Source organism: Bradyrhizobium sp. RP6 (assembly GCF_003837805.1).
Classification (GTDB): Bacteria; Pseudomonadota; Alphaproteobacteria; order Rhizobiales; family Xanthobacteraceae; genus Bradyrhizobium.
The window spans coordinates 771,659-790,906 of record NZ_RQIT01000001.1 but is presented as its reverse complement, the minus strand read 5'-3'; the positions used below and the strand labels follow the sequence as shown (position 1 = coordinate 790,906).

Annotated in this window: 16 protein-coding genes; 2 read left to right on the top strand and 14 right to left on the bottom strand. The window is 64.8% G+C overall.

The annotated features are described in order from the left end of the window. Window positions 1–42: 42 nt before the first annotated feature. From tatC to EHH60_RS04115, 9 genes are all read right to left on the bottom strand, one after another. Window positions 43–855 carry a twin-arginine translocase subunit TatC gene (tatC, locus tag EHH60_RS04160; protein WP_124158180.1) on the bottom strand — a complete coding sequence of 271 codons (813 nt, stop codon included), beginning with the start codon at window positions 853–855 and terminating at the stop codon, window positions 43–45. Next, entirely contained in the window at window positions 852–1,355 is a 504-nt protein-coding gene (tatB, locus tag EHH60_RS04155; RefSeq protein WP_124158179.1) for a Sec-independent protein translocase protein TatB, read from the bottom strand. Before tatB ends, tatC begins: the two co-directional genes overlap by 4 nt. Before the next feature lie 87 nt (window positions 1,356–1,442). Beyond that, complete coding sequence (locus EHH60_RS04150; protein WP_124158178.1) at window positions 1,443–1,676, bottom strand: twin-arginine translocase TatA/TatE family subunit; 234 nt, start codon at window positions 1,674–1,676, stop codon at window positions 1,443–1,445. Window positions 1,677–1,839: 163 nt separating this feature from the next. Then, window positions 1,840–2,592 (bottom strand): SMC-Scp complex subunit ScpB, encoded by a 753-nt coding sequence (gene scpB / locus EHH60_RS04145; RefSeq protein ID WP_199751280.1) that lies wholly within the window; start codon window positions 2,590–2,592, stop codon window positions 1,840–1,842. A gap of 21 nt (window positions 2,593–2,613) precedes the next feature. Beyond that, on the bottom strand, window positions 2,614–3,453 hold the full coding sequence (locus tag EHH60_RS04140) for a segregation and condensation protein A (protein ID WP_028179491.1): 840 nt from the start codon (window positions 3,451–3,453) through the stop codon (window positions 2,614–2,616). Beyond that, window positions 3,450–4,478, bottom strand: coding sequence for a beta-N-acetylhexosaminidase (nagZ, locus tag EHH60_RS04135; protein WP_124158176.1), 1,029 nt, complete (start codon window positions 4,476–4,478; stop codon window positions 3,450–3,452). The genes EHH60_RS04140 and nagZ overlap by 4 nt, the downstream gene beginning before the upstream one ends. Window positions 4,479–4,524: 46 nt before the next feature. Further along, entirely contained in the window at window positions 4,525–6,063 is a 1,539-nt protein-coding gene (locus EHH60_RS04130) for an SPOR domain-containing protein (RefSeq protein WP_124158346.1), read from the bottom strand. Window positions 6,064–6,203: 140 nt separating this feature from the next. Next, window positions 6,204–7,994, bottom strand: a complete 1,791-nt coding sequence (argS, locus tag EHH60_RS04120; protein WP_158626711.1) for an arginine--tRNA ligase — start codon at window positions 7,992–7,994, stop codon at window positions 6,204–6,206. A 9-nt stretch (window positions 7,995–8,003) separates the two neighbouring features. Beyond that, the gene (locus EHH60_RS04115; protein WP_124158174.1) at window positions 8,004–9,212 is read right to left on the bottom strand and encodes a deoxyguanosinetriphosphate triphosphohydrolase; all 1,209 of its coding nucleotides are present in this window, start codon (window positions 9,210–9,212) and stop codon (window positions 8,004–8,006) included. Window positions 9,213–9,322: 110 nt separating this feature from the next. On the opposite strand from EHH60_RS04115, the gene erpA reads away from it, so the two are divergent. Further along, entirely contained in the window at window positions 9,323–9,652 is a 330-nt protein-coding gene (gene erpA, locus EHH60_RS04110) for an iron-sulfur cluster insertion protein ErpA (protein WP_024342679.1), read from the top strand. 4 nt (window positions 9,653–9,656) lie between these two features. On the opposite strand, the gene EHH60_RS04105 is transcribed toward erpA, so the two are convergent. After that, on the bottom strand, window positions 9,657–11,966 hold the full coding sequence (locus tag EHH60_RS04105) for a hybrid sensor histidine kinase/response regulator (RefSeq protein WP_124158173.1): 2,310 nt from the start codon (window positions 11,964–11,966) through the stop codon (window positions 9,657–9,659). Between the two features lie 155 nt (window positions 11,967–12,121). Here EHH60_RS04105 and xth point away from each other — a divergent pair, with 155 nt between their 5' ends. Continuing rightward, complete coding sequence (gene xth / locus EHH60_RS04100) at window positions 12,122–12,919, top strand: exodeoxyribonuclease III (RefSeq protein WP_124158172.1); 798 nt, start codon at window positions 12,122–12,124, stop codon at window positions 12,917–12,919. 127 nt (window positions 12,920–13,046) lie between these two features. Here xth and EHH60_RS04095 read toward each other — a convergent pair whose 3' ends face one another. The 4 genes from EHH60_RS04095 to EHH60_RS04075 form a co-directional block, all read right to left on the bottom strand. Then, a complete protein-coding gene (locus tag EHH60_RS04095; RefSeq protein WP_124158171.1) occupies window positions 13,047–13,874 on the bottom strand; it encodes a tetratricopeptide repeat protein in 828 nt (275 codons plus the stop codon). Then, window positions 13,861–15,582 (bottom strand): dihydroxy-acid dehydratase, encoded by a 1,722-nt coding sequence (ilvD, locus tag EHH60_RS04090; protein WP_124158170.1) that lies wholly within the window; start codon window positions 15,580–15,582, stop codon window positions 13,861–13,863. The genes EHH60_RS04095 and ilvD overlap by 14 nt, the downstream gene beginning before the upstream one ends. A gap of 736 nt (window positions 15,583–16,318) precedes the next feature. Continuing rightward, window positions 16,319–16,900, bottom strand: coding sequence for a hypothetical protein (locus EHH60_RS04080; protein ID WP_124158169.1), 582 nt, complete (start codon window positions 16,898–16,900; stop codon window positions 16,319–16,321). A gap of 61 nt (window positions 16,901–16,961) precedes the next feature. After that, window positions 16,962–19,196, bottom strand: coding sequence for a TonB-dependent receptor (locus tag EHH60_RS04075; protein ID WP_502697392.1), 2,235 nt, complete (start codon window positions 19,194–19,196; stop codon window positions 16,962–16,964). Window positions 19,197–19,248: the final 52 nt, after the last annotated feature.

Sequence of the window (19,248 nt, the reverse complement as noted above, 5' to 3'; positions counted from 1 at the left end):
ACGAATCATCGGCTGAGCAGTGCGATGATAAAGCGAAAGTGCCTACTCCGCCGGATTGGCCGGCGTCGACACGTCGGTACTGGTCGTGGCCTGCGCGGCCGCCACCCTCTTCTCCACCATCGCCACCGCGATGATCGAGCCCTCATAGAGCGCCATCAAGGGAATCGCGAGCGAACACTGGCTCAGCACGTCCGGCGGCGTCAGCACGGCCGCGATGACGAAGGCAATCACGATGAAATAGCGACGCTTCTCGCGCAGCATTTTGGAGGTCACGATGCCGATGCGGCCGAGCAGCGTCAGGATCACCGGAAGCTGAAAGGCGATGCCGAAGGCGAAGATCAGCGACATCATCAGCGACAGATATTCGCCGACCTTGGGCAGCAATTGGATCTGCGCGGTCTCGTCGCTGCCGGCCTGCTGCATGCCGAGCGAGAAGCGGATCAGCATCGGCAGCACGACGAAATAGACCAGCGCCGCGCCGAGCACGAAGAAGAACGGAGTGGCGACCAGATACGGCAGGAAGGCCTGCTTCTCGTGCTTGTAGAGCCCGGGCGCGACGAACTTGTAGATCTGCGTCGCAATGATCGGGAACGAGATGAAGCCGGCGCCGAACAGTGCGAGCTTCAGCTGTGTGATGAAATATTCCAGCAGCGCCGTGTAGATGAATTTGGAGTTCTCGGGCCCTGCGACCCACACGAACGGCCAGACCAGCACGTTGTAGATCTGCTTGGCGAAGAAGAAGCAGAAGATGAAGGCCACGCCAAAGCCGAGCAGCGCCTTGATCAGCCGCGAGCGCAGCTCGATCAAATGGTCCATCAGCGGGGCTTTGCTGGCCTCGATATCGGCGTCGGTCATGACGCTTTGGCGTCCTTGATCGCCTCGGATGGCGCGGTGTCCTGCGCAACCGCTGGCAGTTCGACCTCACGGGTGATCGCGAGCGGCTCGTTCGCAGCCGCATGCGCCTCGGCTTCCGCGAAGGTCTCCGGCGTCGGGGCTGCCGGGGTGGTCGGAGTGGCCGGCGGTTCAACAGACGTGGCGCTCGACGTCTCTGCCGGCTTGTCCAGCGCATCGACGCGCAGCGCGTCGCTGACATCCTTCTGCAGCGAGGTCAGCGGATTGTTGCTGGCAAAGCCGGTGGCGGCTTCCTTGACCTCGTCAAAGCTCTTCTTGAGGTCGGCCATCTCGGCCTCGCGCATCGCTTCCTGAAATTGGCCCTGGAACTCCGCGGCCATCTTGCGGGCCTTGCCCATCCATTGCCCGACCATGCGCAGCACGCCCGGAAGCTCTTTCGGGCCGATGGCGATCAGGGCGACGACCCCGATCAGGACCAGTTCACTCCACCCGATATCGAACATGAGGTCTTCCGTTCACGCCAGCCGGAGCCGGCCCAATCCTCGCGCGCAGGATCGGGGCCGCTGCCCGTGTCTCGCGTGCTCTCTGGCTCAGACGGCCTTGCTGCCGACGTCGGACCGTGCGGCGGTCGAAGCACCGTTGTGCTCGATCGACTTGGCCGGCTCGGGCTTCTCGGCGGGCTTGTCGTCGTCCTGCATGCCCTTCTTGAACGCCTTGATGCCCTGCGCCACGTCGCCCATCAAATCCGAAATCTTGCCGCGGCCGAACAGCAGCAGGACCACTGCGATCACCAAGATCCAGTGCCAAATGCTAAGTGAACCCATCCTGCAACCCTCCAAACGCGCATGGCCGGGACCCGGCCGATCTTCACCGAAACCTAGGCGTGGCAGGTCTCAAAAACAAGGACCAAGGCGGCGCCAATTCGCTGTCGGCACTACGCAATCTTGCTAGTGTTAACCGGTCGCAGGGCCCGTAAATGGACGGGCGTCACTCCTCGGTGCCGCCTTCGCTGCCGCCCTCATTGCCGCCTTCCGGCGTCTCGGGCTCGACCGCAGGCGCCAGCGCAAGATCGAGGTCCTCGCCCGGTTCCAGCGGATCCTCGTCCTCGCGCAGAGCCGGGTCATCGGATGGAGTCGGTACGCTAAATCCGGTTGGCAGCCGCGAATCCAGCAGGCCCGTTCCCTTCAGCTCTTCGAGACCCGGCAGGTCACCCAGTTGTTCCAGGGTGAACTGCGACAGGAATTCCTCGGTGGTTCCGAAGGTCAAGGGACGGCCGGGCGTCTTGCGGCGACCACGCGGCTTGATCCAGCCGGTCTCCAGCAGCACGTCGAGCGTGCCCTTTGAAGTCACGACACCGCGGATCTCCTCGATCTCGGCACGTGTCACAGGCTGGTGATAGGCGATGATCGCCAGCACCTCGATCGCCGCACGCGACAGACGGCGAGTCTCGGTGCTCTCCCGCGTCATCAGCCAGGCGAGATCGCCGGCGGTGCGGAAGGTCCATTTGTTGGCGACGCGGACGAGGTTGACGCCGCGCGAGGCATAATCGGCCTGAAGCTGCTGAAGCGCGGCCTTCACGTCCACGCCCTCGGGCATGCGCTTGGCCAGCGTTGCGGTATCCAGCGGTTCACTCGATGCGAACAGCAGCGCTTCCAGCAGCCGCAATTCCTCGGGTCGTGCCTGGGATTCGTTGTCCATCGGCTCGGCCTCTTCTACCCGCACTTCAGCCAGGCTTGCCATGGGAGATTCTCCTTCTTGCACTTAAGCGACCGGCGCATCAGGCGCAGGAGCTGCGTCCGGGACCGGCTTTGGACGCCCCTTCCGGAAATAGATCGGCGCGAACGCCTCTTTCTGGTTCAATTCGAGCTGACCTTCGCGCACCAATTCGAGCGCGGCGGCAAAGCTCGAGGCGAACACCGTTGCCCGCTGCGTCGGATCGGCGACATGCCGGATCAGAAAATCGTCGAGCACGCCCCAGTCATCCTGTTCGTTGAGGCTGCCGACCAGTCGCTCCAGCGTGGCGCGCGCTTCCGCAAGCGACCACACCGTGCGCTTGGCCAGATGCACGCTCGCGAGCACGCGCGACTGGCGCTGCGCGGCGTAGGCCGTGAGCAGATCGTACAGCGTCGCGGTGTATTTCGGATGCTTGATCTCGGCGATCTGCTCCGGCTCCCCGCGGGGGAAGATGTCGCGCTGCAATTGCGGCCTGTTCATCAGCCGATTGGCGGCTTCGCGAATGGCTTCCAGCCGGCGCAGGCGATTGGCCAGCGCCGTCGCCATCTGCTCCGCGCTCGGGCCTTCCGCACTCGGCGGCTCCGGAAGCAGCAGGCGTGACTTCAGGAAGGCGAGCCACGCAGCCATGACCAGGTAGTCGGCGGCAAGCTCGAGCCGGATCTTCCGCGCGGCCTCGATGAAGTGGAGGTACTGGTCGGCCAGCGCCAGGATTGAAATCTTGGCGAGATCGACCTTCTGCTGCCGCGCCAATGCGAGCAGGAGGTCGAGCGGGCCCTCATAGCCCTCGACGTCCACCACCAACGCCGGCTCACCCTCGGCGAGCTCTGCGGGCCGCCCGGTTTCGAACGATAGGATTTCTGCGGTCATGCCGATGCCGTGTTTGCCCGTGCGATCAATGCGTCAAGTTCCGCGCGCGCGGCCGTCCGATCGAATGGCTGCGGCGGCTTGCGTGCGGCGAGCGCGGCTTTCGCCCGCTCCAATCCCCTGCCCGACAATTCAGGTGTCTGGCCGGCGACGTCGCGCATCTCCTCGATGTTGCCGTTACAATGCAGGGCCACGTCGCAGCCGGCGGCGAAGATGGCGCGGGTCCGCTCGGCGATATTCCCCGACAGCGCGTTCATCGACACGTCATCACTCATTAACAAACCCTGGAACCCGATTGCGCCGCGAATCACGTCAGCAATCATTGTCGCAGATGTCGTCGCCGGATGGGCGGGGTCGACGGCGCTAAACACAACATGTGCAGTCATGGCCATCGGCAGATCCGCGAGTGACTTGAACGCGGCGAAATCGGTCCGTTCCAGCTCGTCCCGGGGCGTGTCGACCGTCGGCAGCCTGAAATGGGTGTCGGCAGTGGCCCGGCCATGACCGGGAATGTGCTTGAGAACCGGCAGGACGCCGCCCTGCTCCAGGCCCTCGGTGACCGCTCGGGCGATCGTCGCGACCTTGCCCGGCTCAGTGCCATAGGCCCGGTTCCCGATGACGGCATCGGCGCCCGGCACGGGCACATCGGCCAGCGGCAGGCAATCGACGGTGATGCCGAGATCAGCGAGATCGGCTGCGATCAGGCGGGCGCTGAGGCGCGCCGCGGTGAGCCCGAGCGCCGAATCAGTGTCGTATAAGGTCGCGAACACAGCGCCCGGCGGATAGACCGGCCAGTGCGGCGGGCCTAGCCGCTGCACCCGTCCGCCCTCCTGATCGATCAGGACCGCAGCATCGGGAGCATTGGCCACCGCCCGCAATTCCGCAACTAATGCAGTAACTTGTGGTGGAGTCGCGACGTTGCGCTTGAAGAGGATGAAGCCCCATGGACGTTCGGCACGGATAAACTCCCGCTCGGCGGCGGTCAGTTCCGTTCCGGATACGCCGGTAATGAAGGCCCGCGTGCTCATAACGGCCGATTAACCCTGCCCCGCGAGGGGGTCAAGGAAACGGCCGTTAATTCCTCTGGACGAAGCAGGCTGACAGGCCTGCGGACTTCAGGCTGTTGCAAGCCTGCGTCGCCTCCTCGGCCGAAGCGTAGGGACCCGCGAAGGCGCGGTAGACGATTCCCTTGCCCTTGTCGGTCAGATCGACCCGCTTGATCACCGGCGAACGGCCGCCGAGCACGCTGCCGTACTTGCTCTGAAGCACCCGGTAGGACGCGGCGGCGCTGTCCTCGCTCTGCTGCGAGGACACCTGCACGATGTAGCCGCCGCCGCTGCTGGTTGGCGCGAGTTGCGTCGGATTGGTCGCGGCCATCCGCTGCGGCGGCTCGGCCGACGATCCCGGCTGCGGCGCAAGCGACAGCGGCTGATTGGCGCTGGCATGTGCCGAGGTCGGCGGATTGCGCGGCGCGGCGGGCGCAGCAACGGGCTTCGGCACGGCTACAGCCGATTGCGGCGTGGTGCTATCGGTCTGGTCGCCCTTCACGGTGACGGTCCGGATCGGACGCGGCGAATTGCTCGACAACGTCCCGTTGCTCGGGATCGGGCCAGTGCTCGGCGACGGAACCGCCGATGGCGAGACGCTCGCTACCGACGGAGGATTTGCATTCTGGTTCAGCGGCGGGAACACGACCCGGGGACCGCCCGCCTTGGCGTTGACGTCGACCGGCGCCTCCTCGCGCGGCACGATCTTTTCAGTGCCATCACTGACCATGCGATCCGGCACCTTGGCCGAGGAGTCCGTCGTCGCCGGCACGATCTTGGTAGGCGTGTTGTCGGCCTTGATGACCGGCGGCTCGCCGCTGCGGGGCGAGCCGATATAGGTCTTGTAGGCGAAGGCCGCACCGGTGCCGACCACGGCTAGCGCCAGGATCACCGCGACCGTCATCATGCCGCCGCGTTGCTTCTTCGGCTCTTCCAGTTCGGCGTCGTCGGGGTAGTCGTTTTGGAAGGCGTAAGGGTCGTCCGGATAGGCGGGATCGCGCTGATAGTCCTGCTCGCCTGTCTCCAGCCGGCCGTAGAGCGCATCGTCGTAGCGCGACGCATCGGGCTGCGCGTACGGCTCCTGATAGGCCTGATCCTGGTAAGCCTGGCCGTGCTGCTGGTCGGCCTGATCTTGATATGCTTGAGCCTGATAAGAGCGATCCTGATAGGCCTGCGGCTGATGAGGATCAGGCTCGGGCACGGCGGGCTTGGCCGGATAGCGATGCAACGGATGAACCGGGCTGACGGAGACGGGATAGTCAGGCTCCGGCGCGGGTGCCGGCTGCACGTTGGCGCGGCGCATCCATGAGGGCGGCCCGGGTGGCGGCGGGGCCTGCTCGGCGTGATCCTGCTGATCATCGTGCTGTCGATAATCGTCTTCATGATAGCTCTGGGCAGGCGCTGCCGGCGGTCGCACGGTCTGCCGTCCCTGCGCTGCAAACGGATCGGTTTGTCCGATCAGACGGGCGAGCTCGGCCAAGGGATCATTTTCCGGCTTCTCGTGCTGATCGCCACCGCGACCATAGCCACCGGAAGGAAACTGTCTGTCCTGATATCGTTCGGCCATCGTGATGATGCGTCCCTTCGGGAAAGCCGCGCGCCCCTCGACCAAGGCGCGGCTTTCGACCCACAAGGCTGTCAACCAAGTCTAAGCGATCCGGCTTCTGCCGGTTACCCCCGAATTCCCCTTAGGTAGCTCGCCCCAAACTACCGCATCTCGTCCGGGGCATGGACGCCGAGGATGGCGAGGCCCGATGCCAGGACCGAGACGACGCCCTGGACCATGGCCAGTCGCGCCTTTGTAAGATCTGCATCATTATTGATAATGAAGCGTAAATAGGGCAAATCGCGCCCTTTCGTCCAAAGTGCGTGAAATTCGCTGGCTAAATCATAGAGATAAAAGGCAATTCGGTGCGGCTCGTGGGCCGCGGCGGCGGCCTCGAGCATGCGCGGAAATATTGCAAGGCGCTTGAGGAGATCGAGTTCGACGGGGTCCGACAGTCGCTCGACGGCCGACTCACTGAGCCAGGCGATCCGCTTGCCGGTATCCTCCGGCAGTTCAGGGAACATCTCGGCCCGCGCGTTGCGGAAAATCGAGTGGCCGCGGGCGTGACCGTACTGGACGTAGAACACCGGATTGTCGCGCGACTGTTCCATGACCTTGGCGAGATCGAAATCGAGCACCGCGTCGTTCTTCCGGTAGAGCATCATGAAGCGGACAGCGTCCTGGCCGACCTCATCCACCACCTCACGCAAGGTGACGAAGTCCCCGCTCCGCTTCGACATTTTGACCGGCTCGCCGTTGCGCAAGAGCTTCACGAGCTGGACGATCTTAACATCGAGCGCACCCTTGCCGGAGGTGGTCGCCTTCACCGCCGCCTGCATGCGCTTGATATAGCCGCCATGATCGGCACCCCAGACGTCGATCATCTCGGCGAAGCCGCGGTCGAACTTGTTCTTGTGGTAGGCGATGTCGGAGGCAAAGTAGGTGTAGGAATTGTCCGACTTGATCAGCGGACGATCGACGTCGTCGCCGTAAGCGGTCGCCTTGAACAGCAGCTGCTCGCGGTCTTCCCAATCCTCAACCGGTGCGCCCTTCGGCGGCGGCAGGCGACCTTCGTAGATGTCGCCCTTGGCTCGCAGGAAGTCGATTGTCTCGGCGACCTTGTTGTTGCCCTCCTCGATCAGCGAGCGCTCGGAGAAGAACACGTCGTGGCGGATGTTGAGGGCGGCGAGATCGTCCTTGATCTCGTCCATCATCATCGCGATCGCCTTGGCGCGCGCGGTCGGCAGCCATGCGGCCTCGCTCATCGAGAGTAGCTTGTCGCCGTGCTCCTTCGCCAGCGCCTCGCCGACCGGCTTCAGGTAGTCGCCGGGATAGAGTCCTTCGGGAATGGCACCGATGTCCTCGCCGAGCGCTTCGCGATACCTCAGGAACGCGGAACGTGCGAGCACGTCGACCTGAGCGCCGGCATCGTTGATGTAGTACTCGCGCGTAACGTCGTGGCCGGCGAACTGGAGCAAGCTCGCCAATGCGTCGCCGAACACGGCACCACGGCAATGGCCCACATGCATCGGCCCTGTCGGATTGGCCGAGACGTATTCGACATTGACCTTGGAGCCGCCGAGGATGCGGCCGTAATCGGCGCCTTCGCGCAGCACGGTCCGCAGCGCCTCGGCCCAGGCGGCCGGCTTCAGTGTCAGGTTGATAAAGCCGGGGCCGGCGACATCGACCTTGGCGATCAGCGCGTCCGCACGGAGCCGCTCGGCGATCTGCTCGGCGAGGTCGCGCGGCTTTGCCTTTGCCTCTTTCGCAAGCACCATGGCAGCGTTGGTCGCCATGTCGCCATGGGAGGCATCGCGCGGCGGCTCGACCACCACGCGCGAGAAATCGATGCCCTCCGGCCAGCTGGCGTCAGCCGCGAGCGCGCGGCAGGCAGCGTGCACGCGCGCGAGCACGTCGGCGAACAGATGCAGGGATGAGGATGTCTCGGGCATGGCCGCCGCCTAACGCAAATCCGGGGTCGAGTCAAAGAGCCGCTGGTGCTCGGTCAGCGCGAAACGATCGGTCATTCCGGCAATGAAATTGCCGATCCGCCGGGCCCGGTCGCCCTCGTCGTCCGCCTCCGCCCCCAGCAGCCATTCCGGCGGCAGCTCGCCGGGGGATTTCAGGTATTCTGCGAACAGGTCGAACAGGATCTGCTCCGCCTCACCCATCACCCGCATCACCCGCTTGTGGCGGTACATGTGCTGGTACAGGAAGGCCTTGATGGCAGCCTCTTCCTCCGCGACCTCGGCGGGGAAAGCGATCAGCGCCCGGCTCAGCCGGCGCACGTCCTGGGCCGATTGCGGGTTGGTGGAGGCGAGGTTCTTCTGCGCCTCCGCAAACACCGCCCCGATCAGGTGCGAGATCAGCTCGCGCACCAGCTCGGCGCCGCGCCGGACGTCCTCGAGATCGGGATAATGACCGGCGATCCCGGCGATGATCTCCGCGGTGAGCGGCATCACCTTGAGATCGTCGAGGTGAAACAGGCCGGCGCGCAGGCCGTCGTCGATGTCGTGGGCGTCATAGGCGATGTCGTCGGCGATCGCGGCGACCTGCGCCTCCAGCGAGGCGAAGCTCCACAATTCGAGGTCGTAGGTCTTGATGTAGTCGGCGATGCCGACGGGAATGCCGTGCTCGCGATAGCGTCCGACCGGGGCGCCGCTGCGGTCGGTCAGCGGCCCGTTGTGCTTGACGATGCCCTCCAGCGATTCCCAGGTCAGGTTGAGGCCGTCGAACTCGGGATAGCGATGCTCGAGCGATGCGACCACGCGGAGCGTCTGGGCGTTGTGGTCGAAGCCGCCAAATTCCTTCAGGCAGGCGTCCAGGGCCCGCTCGCCGGCATGCCCGAACGGCGGATGACCGAGATCGTGCGCCAGCGCGAGGGTTTCAGTGAGGTCTTCGTCCAGCCCGAGCTGCCGGGCCAGCGCCCGGGCGATCTGCGCCACCTCCAGCGAATGGGTCAGCCGGGTGCGGTAGTGGTCACCCTCATGGAACACGAACACCTGGGTCTTGTACTTCAACCGGCGGAACGCGGTGGAATGGATCACCCGGTCGCAATCCCGCCGGAACGGGCTTCGGGTCCGGCTCGGGGGTTCGGCGACCAGCCGGCCGCGGCTGCGATCGGGATCGCAGGCATAGGGCGCGCGAGGGGCTGCCATTCCGACGGACACGGCGAATTTAGTCCCTATCCATTTGATTCTGCGTATGGTGGCACTTAACTATGTCGGGCGCGGGATACCAAATGAATTGGGTATGACTGCGGGACTATCGGAGACGAACGATGACGACTGCTGTGACCATCAGCGACCGGGCCGCACGCCGGATTGGGGAGATCCTCAAGGGCGAAGGTTCCGGCGCGATGCTGCGCATCTCCGTCGAGGGCGGCGGCTGCTCCGGCTTCCAGTACAAGTTCGATATCGACCGTGCCCGCACCGACGACGATCTCGTGATCGAGCAGGACAATGCGGTGGTGCTGGTCGATTCCGCCTCGCAGCCGTTCCTTGCGGGCTCGCAGGTCGATTTCGTCGACGACCTGATCGGCGCCTCGTTCCGCGTCAACAATCCCAATGCCACCGCGTCCTGCGGCTGCGGGACGAGCTTCTCGGTCTGACCGGCTACGCGCCGGTGATCTGCCTTTCCTCCTCCGTCAACTCCACCTCGACCGGCGTCAGCTTCGGCTGCAGCGGTGCATCCTCCGACATGACGTGGCCGTCCAGCGCGCGCAGGAGTGCCGCGACCAGCGCCGGCTTGCGCAGCGGCTTGGCCAGGAAGTCCGACATGCCCGCCTCACGGCAAATCTTGATGTCCTCGGGGAAGGCGTTGGCGGTGAGCGCGATGATCGGCAAGGCTTCGAGGCGCTCGCCTTGCGCACGGATCGCGCGGGTGGCGGCAAGCCCGTCCATGTCGGGCATGCGCACGTCCATCAGCACGACGTCGTAATTGCCCTCGGATGCCGCCGCGACGGCTTCGGCGCCATCGGCAACGACGCGCAGCTCGACGTCCAAGGATCCCAACATCTTGCTCACGACCATGCGGTTGACGGCATCGTCCTCCGCGACCAGCACCTTCAGAGGTCGGTCGAGGCCGGCAATGCGGGATTTGAGATCGTCGGCCTCGTCACGGCCGTCTGCCTGATCGGACGCCTGCGCCTGGCTCCAGGGCAGCACCAGCGTGAAGCGGAAGGTCGAGCCTTCGCCCGGCGTCGAGGTGACGCCGATGGTGCCGCCCATCTGCTCGATGATGCGCCGTGAGATCGCAAGGCCGAGGCCGGTGCCGCCGAAGCGACGGCTGATCGAGGCATCGGCTTGCGCGAAGTCGCTGAAGAGCTGGCCGAGCTTTTCGGGGGCGATGCCGATGCCGCTGTCGGTCACCGTCCATTCGACGGTCGCCAGCAGGTCGCGTCGCGCCTGGCAGGTGACCGAAATCGTCACCTCGCCTTGGTCGGTGAACTTCACCGCATTGGACGCGAGGTTGAGCAGCACCTGGCGGATGCGCGCGACGTCGCCGCGCAGGGTCGGCGGCAGGTTCGGATCGAGTTCGACCTTGACCGTCAGCCCCCTGTTCTTGGCGCTCGCGCGAATGACAGTCGCGACAGCCTCGACCAATGCCTGCGGGGCGAAGTCGATCACCTCGAAGGTGAAGCGCCCGGCCTCGAGCTTGGACAAGTCCAGAATGTCGTTGAGGATGCGCTGGAGATTGTCGCCGGAGTCGCGGATCGTGGCGACGGCTTCGCGCTGCTCCGGATCGAGCTTGGTTTCGAGCAGCATGCTGGCGAGGCCGAGCACGCCGTTCATCGGCGTACGGATCTCGTGGCTCATCACCGCGAGGAAGTCCGACTTGGCGCGGCTCTCGGCCTCGGCCTTTTCCGCGCGCCAACGCTCGGTCACGTCGCGCCCGAAGCCGCGATAGCCGAGGAAATGTTCCTCGCGGTCATAGGCGGGCTTTGCCGTCAGCGACCACAGGCGCGCCTCGCCGCCGGCAACGACCTTGAGGTTCATCTCGTGCAACGGCTCGTTCTGCTCCATCAGGCCGACAACGTTGTAGGCTGCGCTCTTGTCCTCCGGGCAGAGCATGTCAAGCACGTCGGCGAAATGCGATCCCTTCAGTAGCGGAAGCGGCAGCTGCGCGACGTCCGCGAAGCGTTGGGGCACGTCGATCAGATGCCCGTCGGCGTCGGTCTGCCACAACCAGTCGCTGGCGTTCTCCTGAAAATCCTTCAGCAGCAGCGAGATGATCTCGGTCTGGCGCTCGAGCTCGAGCTGGGCCTTGAGATTGCCGAGGAACAGATTGCCCTGCGAGACGATGTTGCGCGCCATGAAGAATGCGAACAGCAGCAGGAACACCGAGGTCACGAGATAGGGCCCGGTGCCGCACAGCAGCAGAGCGCCGGCGCAGGCGATGGTCATGGTGGCGAGATAGACGAGGCCCGCGCGCGGGAAGGTCGAGAGCGTGAAGGCGCCGCCCGACATCATGCCGACCATCAGGCAGGCCAGGATGAGCTGGCTGGTCGGCTCGACGCGGCCGAACAACGCGAGCGGCAGCGTGCTCCAGATTGCGGCGAGGAAGAATGCCTGCCGCAGCATCCGCCGCGCCGCGCGGGGCGAGGCCTCTTGCGGCAGGTTCTGATGCGACCGCGGCCACGAGCGCACCGCGAGCGAGGCGGTAGCGGCGAGCGTCAGGCCCCAGATCGCGAGAAAGTCGTTCCAGCCCCTGCCCCAGAACAGGATCAGCACGACGGCGACGTTCAGCATCGTCACCGCCATCGTCACCGGGATCAGCCGCCTCACGGCATCGATCTGCTTGGCGCGAATGCGGCGGATCTCGCGCTCGCTGAGATCGGCCGTCAGGCCGTCCTCGATCTCGAAGCCGCCGAGCCAATACAGGAATGCGCCGATCAGGCCGTCACGCGGTTCAGTTCGCTTCATCGACTTTGTCCGGCCAACCCATCCGCGGCACCTTTTGACGATCAATGGCCCACCGCCTGCTTAGGCCGGGTTAATTTTGTGGGAGATCCTGCGGCATCCTTGACGGGCGCGTTTGCAGTTTGTTCTAACCATGGCCCCCGCCCGGAGCCCTCCCTATGTCCATCAGAGTAGCCACCTGGAACGTGAACTCGGTCCGGCAGCGGATCGATCTCCTGCTGACCTGGCTGAAGGAGTGCCAGCCCGACATCGTCTGCCTCCAGGAGATCAAATGCGTCGACGAGGCCTTTCCGCGGCTGGAGATCGAGGCGCTGGGCTACAACGTCGTCACCCATGGGCAGAAGACGTTCAACGGCGTCGCCCTGCTCTCGAAGCTACGGTTCGACGAGACCAAGTCGGGGCTCGCCGGCGACGACGAGGACACGCATGCCCGCTTCGTGGAAGGCGTGGTGACGCTCAAGCGCGGAGTGCTGCGCATCGCCTGCCTTTACCTGCCCAATGGCAACCCGGTCGGGAGCGACAAATATCCCTACAAGCTCAAATGGATGTCCCGGCTTCTTGAATATTCGAAGGAGCGCCTCAAGGCCGAGGAGCCGCTGATCCTCGCGGGCGACTTCAACGTCATCCCGCATGCCCGCGACGTGCACAATCCGGCCGCCTGGACCGAGGACGCCCTGTTCAAGACGGAGACGCGCGAGAGCTTTCAGTCCCTGCTCGGCCTCGGCCTGACCGACGCCCTGCGCGCCGTCACCGACGAGCCGGGGCTTTACACCTTCTGGGACTACCAGGCCGGGGCCTGGCAGAAGAATCAGGGCCTGCGGATCGACCACCTGCTGCTATCGCCACAAGCCAGCGACCGCCTCGCCAATGTCGGCATCGACAGCTATGTGCGTAGCTGGGAGAAGCCGTCCGACCACGTGCCGGTGTGGGCGGATCTGGATTTCGACGCGGCATAGCCATCAGCGACGTCATTCCGGGAGGGCTCGAAGAGCCGAACCTCAAGTGCGCAATTGCGCACCGGGGAATCTCGAGATTCCGGGGGTTCAATGCTTCGCATCGTCCTGGAACGACGGCGTGTCGCGATTATTCCCGGCGGCCCTGCACCCACTGCTCCAGCATTTGCAGGCACATGGCGCGGTCGTCGTCGGAGGCCTTGGCGAAGGCGCGGTTGTAGCTTTCCTTGATCCAGGTCTCTTCGGCGCCGGCGCTGTCGCGCGCCAGGGTCAGCCACATCAGGCCGCGCGCGGCCTGCCGCGGCAGGCGGTCGCCGTTGAACAGCATCTGGCCGAGCAGCGCCTGCGCCTGGTGCTGGCCCTTCTGCGCGGCGAGGCCGAGCCAGCGCGCGCCATAGCGGAAATCCTCGCGCGAGGCGTCCGGCGTCTTCAGGTACAACCGCGCAAGATCATATTGCGCGTCTGCATTGCCGAAATAGGAAGCCGCATAGGAGAACATCTCCCGCGCCCGCTCCGGGTCCGACTTGATCTTCGAGTTAGGGATGCCGCTGAGGTAATAGCGGCCGAGCGCGACGAAGGCGTTGGCCACGATCTGCGCCTGCGGCGCCGACGGGCTGTCCTCGGCATGCGCGTTGGCGATCCGGCTGAAATATTCGAAGGCACGCAAATCGTCCTGGGCGACGCCATCGCCGTTGGCGTACATGCGGCCGAGCTTCCATTGCGCGATGGGGTGGCCACCCTCGGCGGCATATTGCAGCGCGCTGAGCGAGGTTTCCTGGCTCGCGACGGCCGGCGGAACCTTGGTGCGCACTGCACCCGCGGCGCCCGGCAAGGTGGTCACGACAGGGATGGTCGCGTCCTTGGGATTAACCGGCGCACCGTCGAAGGCGAGCGCCGGCGCGGCCAGCGCAGCCGCCCCTAACACAAACGCAACTATGGCACGCCTAGATGTCCGCATAGCACTGTTTCTCGTGCGCGCCGCCCGGATGGGTTACCGCCCCACCGACCGCTGGTCCGACCTGCTGAGCATATTTCCAGAGCGCACCCGACGTATGGTTAGTCGCGCGAGCGCTCCATTTGGTCTTGCGCTGGGCGAGCTCGGCATCGCTCAATTTTACGTTAAGGGTACCGGCGACCGCGTCGATCTCGATGACGTCGCCGTCCTCGAGCAGCCCAATCGGGCCGCCGACCGCCGCCTCCGGCCCGACATGGCCGATGCAGAAGCCGCGGGTGGCGCCGGAGAAGCGGCCGTCGGTGATGAGCGCGATCTTGCCGCCCATGCCCTGGCCGGTCAGCGCCGCTGTGGTCTGGAGCATTTCCCGCATGCCGGGACCGCCCTTCGGCCCCTCGTAGCGGATCACGATGACTTCGCCTTCGCGGTAGGTGCGGTTCTGGACCGCCTCGAACGCATCCTCCTCACGGTCGAAGCACCTGGCCGGACCGGTAAACCTGAGGTTGGACATTCCCGCGACTTTCACGATCGCACCTTCTGGCGCCAAATTGCCCTTCAGACCGACCACACCGCCTGTCACGGTGATGGGCTTGTCTGCCGGGTGCACCACGTCCTGGTGCGGATTCCACTTCACGCTCTTGAGGTTTTCGGCGATCGTGCGGCCCGTGACGGTAAGGCAATCACCGTGCAGGAAGCCGTTGTCGAGCAGCGTCTTCATCAGAAGCGGTATGCCACCTACTTCAAACATGTCTTTGGCGACATAACGGCCGCCTGGCTTCAAATCCGCGACATAAGGTGTCTTTTTGAAGATTTCGGCGACGTCGAACAGGTCGAACTTGATGCCGGCCTCGTGCGCGATCGCCGGTAGGTGCAGCGCAGCATTGGTCGAGCCGCCGGAGGCCGCGACCACGGCAGCCGCATTCTCCAGCGCCTTGAGCGTGACGATGTCGCGCGGCCGGATGTTTTGGGCGATCAGGTCCATCACCTTCTCGCCCGCGGTCATGCAGAAGGCATCGCGGATTTCGTAGGGGGCCGGCGCACCGGCGGAGTATGGCAGCGCGAGGCCGATGGCCTCGGAGACGGTCGCCATGGTGTTGGCGGTGAACTGCGCGCCGCAGGCGCCCGCCGAGGGACAGGCGACACGCTCGATCTCGTCGAGGTCCTCGTCCGACATGGCGCCGACCGAGTGCTTGCCGACCGCCTCGAACATGTCCTGCACGGTGACCTGCTGCCCGCGGAAATTGCCGGGCAGGATCGAGCCCCCATAAATGAAGATCGAGGGTACGTTGAGGCGGACCATCGCCATCATCATGCCCGGCAGCGACTTGTCGCAGCCGGCAAGGCCGACCAGCGCGTCATAGGCATGACCGCGCACGGTCAGCTCGACCGAGTCGGCGATGCATTCGCGCGACGGCAGCGACGAGCGCATGCCGTCATGGCCCATGGCGATGCCGTCGGTCACCGTGATGGTGCAGAATTCGCGCGGCGTACCGCCGGCCGACGCCACGCCCTTCTTCACCGCCTGGGCCTGGCGCATCAGCGCGATGTTGCAGGGAGCAGCCTCGTTCCAGCAGGAGGCGACGCCGACGAAGGGCTGGTGGATCTGATCGGTGGTCAGCCCCATGGCGTAGAAGTAGGACCGATGGGGCGCACGCGCAGGGCCTTCCGTCACGTGACGGCTCGGCAGCTTCTGCTTGTCAATCTTCGCGACCATCGCAACCAGTTTCCCCGGCCAACCCTTTCAGACCCGAAAAATCAGAGCCAAGATTTGAATCGACCTTGGGATTTTCTCGTCGCCTTCGAAGACCGCCAACTGCCTTAAAACATTAGAGTGATTTTATTCATGTTCGGGTGTGGCCAAAAAGCGGCGACGATGCCAACCGCCGGTGGTGAGGGCTAAATCCGGGCCGACTGTTGCACCGATGGCACAATCGTGGCTCAGAAGTCACGAGCGGGCCTACCGCGATACCTCGCGAAGATGGCAATCCACAATCTCAGATTCCTCTGCACAAGGATTGCATCCACTTCAGCTCCGCGATCTCGCGTACGAACGTGAGTCGGAGTGACGGAGCAAGGTGAGCCGACGTCGTTTCAAGGTCGCACTGACCAGACACGCCTTCGCATCCTCGCGGCTGATTTCGCCCGAGTTTTGCTTCGTCGCTCACCCTCTTGAGCCAAGAGGGCACAGGGAAGGCCGGGTGCCGACAGGCACCCGCGGTCCGCTGCGCAAAAGGTGCACGCAGAAAACCGCACAGCAGCATACAGGTGGTGCCGATCACTCGGCCTTCCCTGCGCGATGGTCGGACGGCTTATGCCGCGCTCTTACGACAAATCCGAATTTCGGTAAAGCGGAATATTTTCGAGGCGGCGGATTGACACCGACAGCTTTGAAACGACCAGGTGTTTTGCCTGTCGGGCGATATCCCGCTGCCGGATTGCGCCAGGCTCCGTCAGGCCGACATCGCTCCCTCGCGCCCGAACGGACCGAACAGGCGCACGACCTCGCAGACGGCGACGAGGCCGGCGAGCCAGGCAGCGCTGGTCAGCCCAATGCGCGTCACGATGGCGGCGGTGAAGGCGCCCTCTCCGCCCAGGAACGGCGTCGCGGCGAACAGCGCGAGCTCATAGGCCGCATAGGCGGCAAACAGCGCAATCGCGAGCATCAGCGGCGCGCGTCCCTGCGGCAGCATGCGGAGCACGCCCGATGCCACCACAGTCGCCAGGAGCGCCGCCGCGCCGATCACAAAACCCCAGGCGATGCTGCTGCCATCGATAGGATAGTGCAGCGCGCTGAAGCCGATTGTCTGGTTCACGAGCCAGGCGCCGGTGACGACGAGCAGCGCCGGACGCAGCGGCAGCATCGCAGCCGCGACGACGGCGAAAGCCGCGAACGGCGTCGCGCAGGCGAACGCAAAACTCGCGAGCGCGCACGATACCGTCAGCAGCGCGAAGCCGAACATCGGCGCGAGACGCGGCGCCACCGGATGGAGGCGGAAACCGTCGCCGTCGGACGACAGGATATTGAGAGCCATAAGTGATCTCCTTCTCTTCGAGTTTTAGTCCATTTGGGCGCCTGTGACAGCCCCATCGAAATCAAAACGCGGCGCCGGCCCTGAGCAGAAAGGTGCGACCGGGTAGCGGATAGGCGCTGAAGCGACCGTCCGTGAAGGTGCTTGCGATGGCGTAGTCGTAGTAGAGCGCGTTCAGCACATTGTTGACGCCGAGCGACCAGAAGTAGCGCTCAAATTGGCCGCTGAGCTTGAGGTCGATGGTGCCGTTGGCGGGAATCGGCTTCTGGGTTCCGGCTTGGTCGTTGTCCATGCGGCGCTCGCTCCAGAACCGCGCGGTGGCGTCCAGCACCAGATAGTTCTGCCAGATGTTCCAGGTGAGGCCCGCACTCGCGGTGTAGCGCGACACCAGCGGCACGTCGTTGCCCGCCCAGGCGCCTTCGCGGAAGACGGCCCGTGTATAGGCAATGCCGGAACGCACCAGCAGGGCGTCGTTGATGCGATAGGAGACACTGGTCTCCGAGCCGTAACGGCGGGTCGGATCCAGGTTGGTGTTGTAGAACAGGATCGGATTGAAATGGATCTCGTTGGCGAGGTCCATCAGGTAGAGACTGCTCTGCATCTGCAGTCCGCCTCCTCTGATGCGCAGCCCGCCTTCGATGTCCTGCGAGGTCTGGGTCTTGAGCCGGAACGTTTGCGGGAGCGGATTGAAGAACGGGTCGAATGAAGGGCCTGACGACACCCGCTCGTCGACATCAGGCGTGCGGAAGGCGCGCGCAGCCCGGCCGAAGAGCGCGACGGTTTCATTGAGACGATGCTCGGCACCGAGGTGCAGCGCATATTGCGTCTCGTCGCTCCCGAGCGGGAGCGCGCCGATGTCGGCGTTGAACGGAGCCGCCGCATCAAAATCGTCACGTGCCGAAAGGCCGATGTTCTGCACCCGGGCGCCGTAGGAGATGTCGGTCGCGGCCGTCACGGCCAGTGTGTGCTGGACATAGCCGGCAACCGTCTGCTGCCTGAGGACGTAGTTGTGCCAGGGGGCGAGACCCTGGCCGGCGCCGCGGTTCTGCTGAAAGCTCGCATCGTAATAGTCGACGCCAGTCAGCAACTGCGACGGCATTCCGAAGAGCAGGCTCTTCACGCTGAGCCGCGGCGTGATCGACCACGTCGTCAGATCGGCTTCGACATAGGTCGACGTGAAGAAAGCCGGGACCGGCGTCGGGCTCGAGAAGAACGCACTCTGCTGCTTCTTGTCGCGCAGGCCGCCGTCGACGATGAGATCGACGCCGTTGACCAGGGTTTTCGTGAAGCCCGCGTTCGCGCTAAAACCCTGCTGATTGGCGTAGTTGAAGGGCGTGCTGGCCCCTCGCCGGTTGCTCGCGAGCTCGTCGAGACCGATCGACGGATCCACGGTGCGGCCGCCCGGCAGCCGCAGCTCCTGATTGTCACCGGTGACGGTCAGGAAGGCGGTCAGGCCAGGCATTGTGTAGTTCAGATTGCCGACGCCGTTCTCTTGTGAATAGCGATTGTTGTCGCGGTAGCCGTCGGTCCTGACGGCATTGCCGTGGAACGAGGTCGACCACGGACCGGAATTGAGCGCGGTCGAGACGTTGCCGAGCCCAGTGTTGAACGAGCCGAAACCGGCCTCGATGCGCGCTGTCGCGGGCGGGCCGCCGACGCCGTTCTTGGTGACGATGTTGATGACGCCGCCAACCGCATTGTCACCATACAGCACCGCACCGGAATTGCCGCGCGTGACCTCGATACGCTCGATGGCATTGAGCGGGATCGTGGAGAGGTCCACCTGCGCCATGTCGATGTCGTTCAGCCGCCGTCCGTTGACCAGCACCAGCGTATTGGCCGTGGCGAGGGCACCGAAGCCGCGCAGATCGGCACTGGTCTTGGCACCGATCTGGCCGCCGTAGAACGTCGTGATCTGGGCGCCCGGAACTTGCGTCGCGATGATCTCGGCCAGGATTTGCGACGGCGCATGGGCGATCTCCGCAGCCGTGATGACGGTCGTGGCCGCGCCGACGATGCCGTCATTGCCGGCGGCGGCTCCACTGCCCCAGCCGGACGAGCCGGTCCCGCTCGGCGCACCATTCGGCCTCGCCCGGCGCCTCCTCGCATCGCCGTCGCCGGCCGCCCTGGCCCGCGTACGGCTCTGATCGTCAGGCTGGGTCACTTCGACCGGCGGCAGCTGCTCGGCACCGGCCTGCTGTGCTTGGGCGATGGAGGGATCGAGCGAATAGAAGAAAGCGGCCGCAACGATGCCGGCGCAGCAGCGCCGGCAGGCAGTGACAAAACGGGACAAAATCATAACCTCGGCATGACGTCAGTGGCACGTCACAGCGAACGAGGCTTTACGGCGG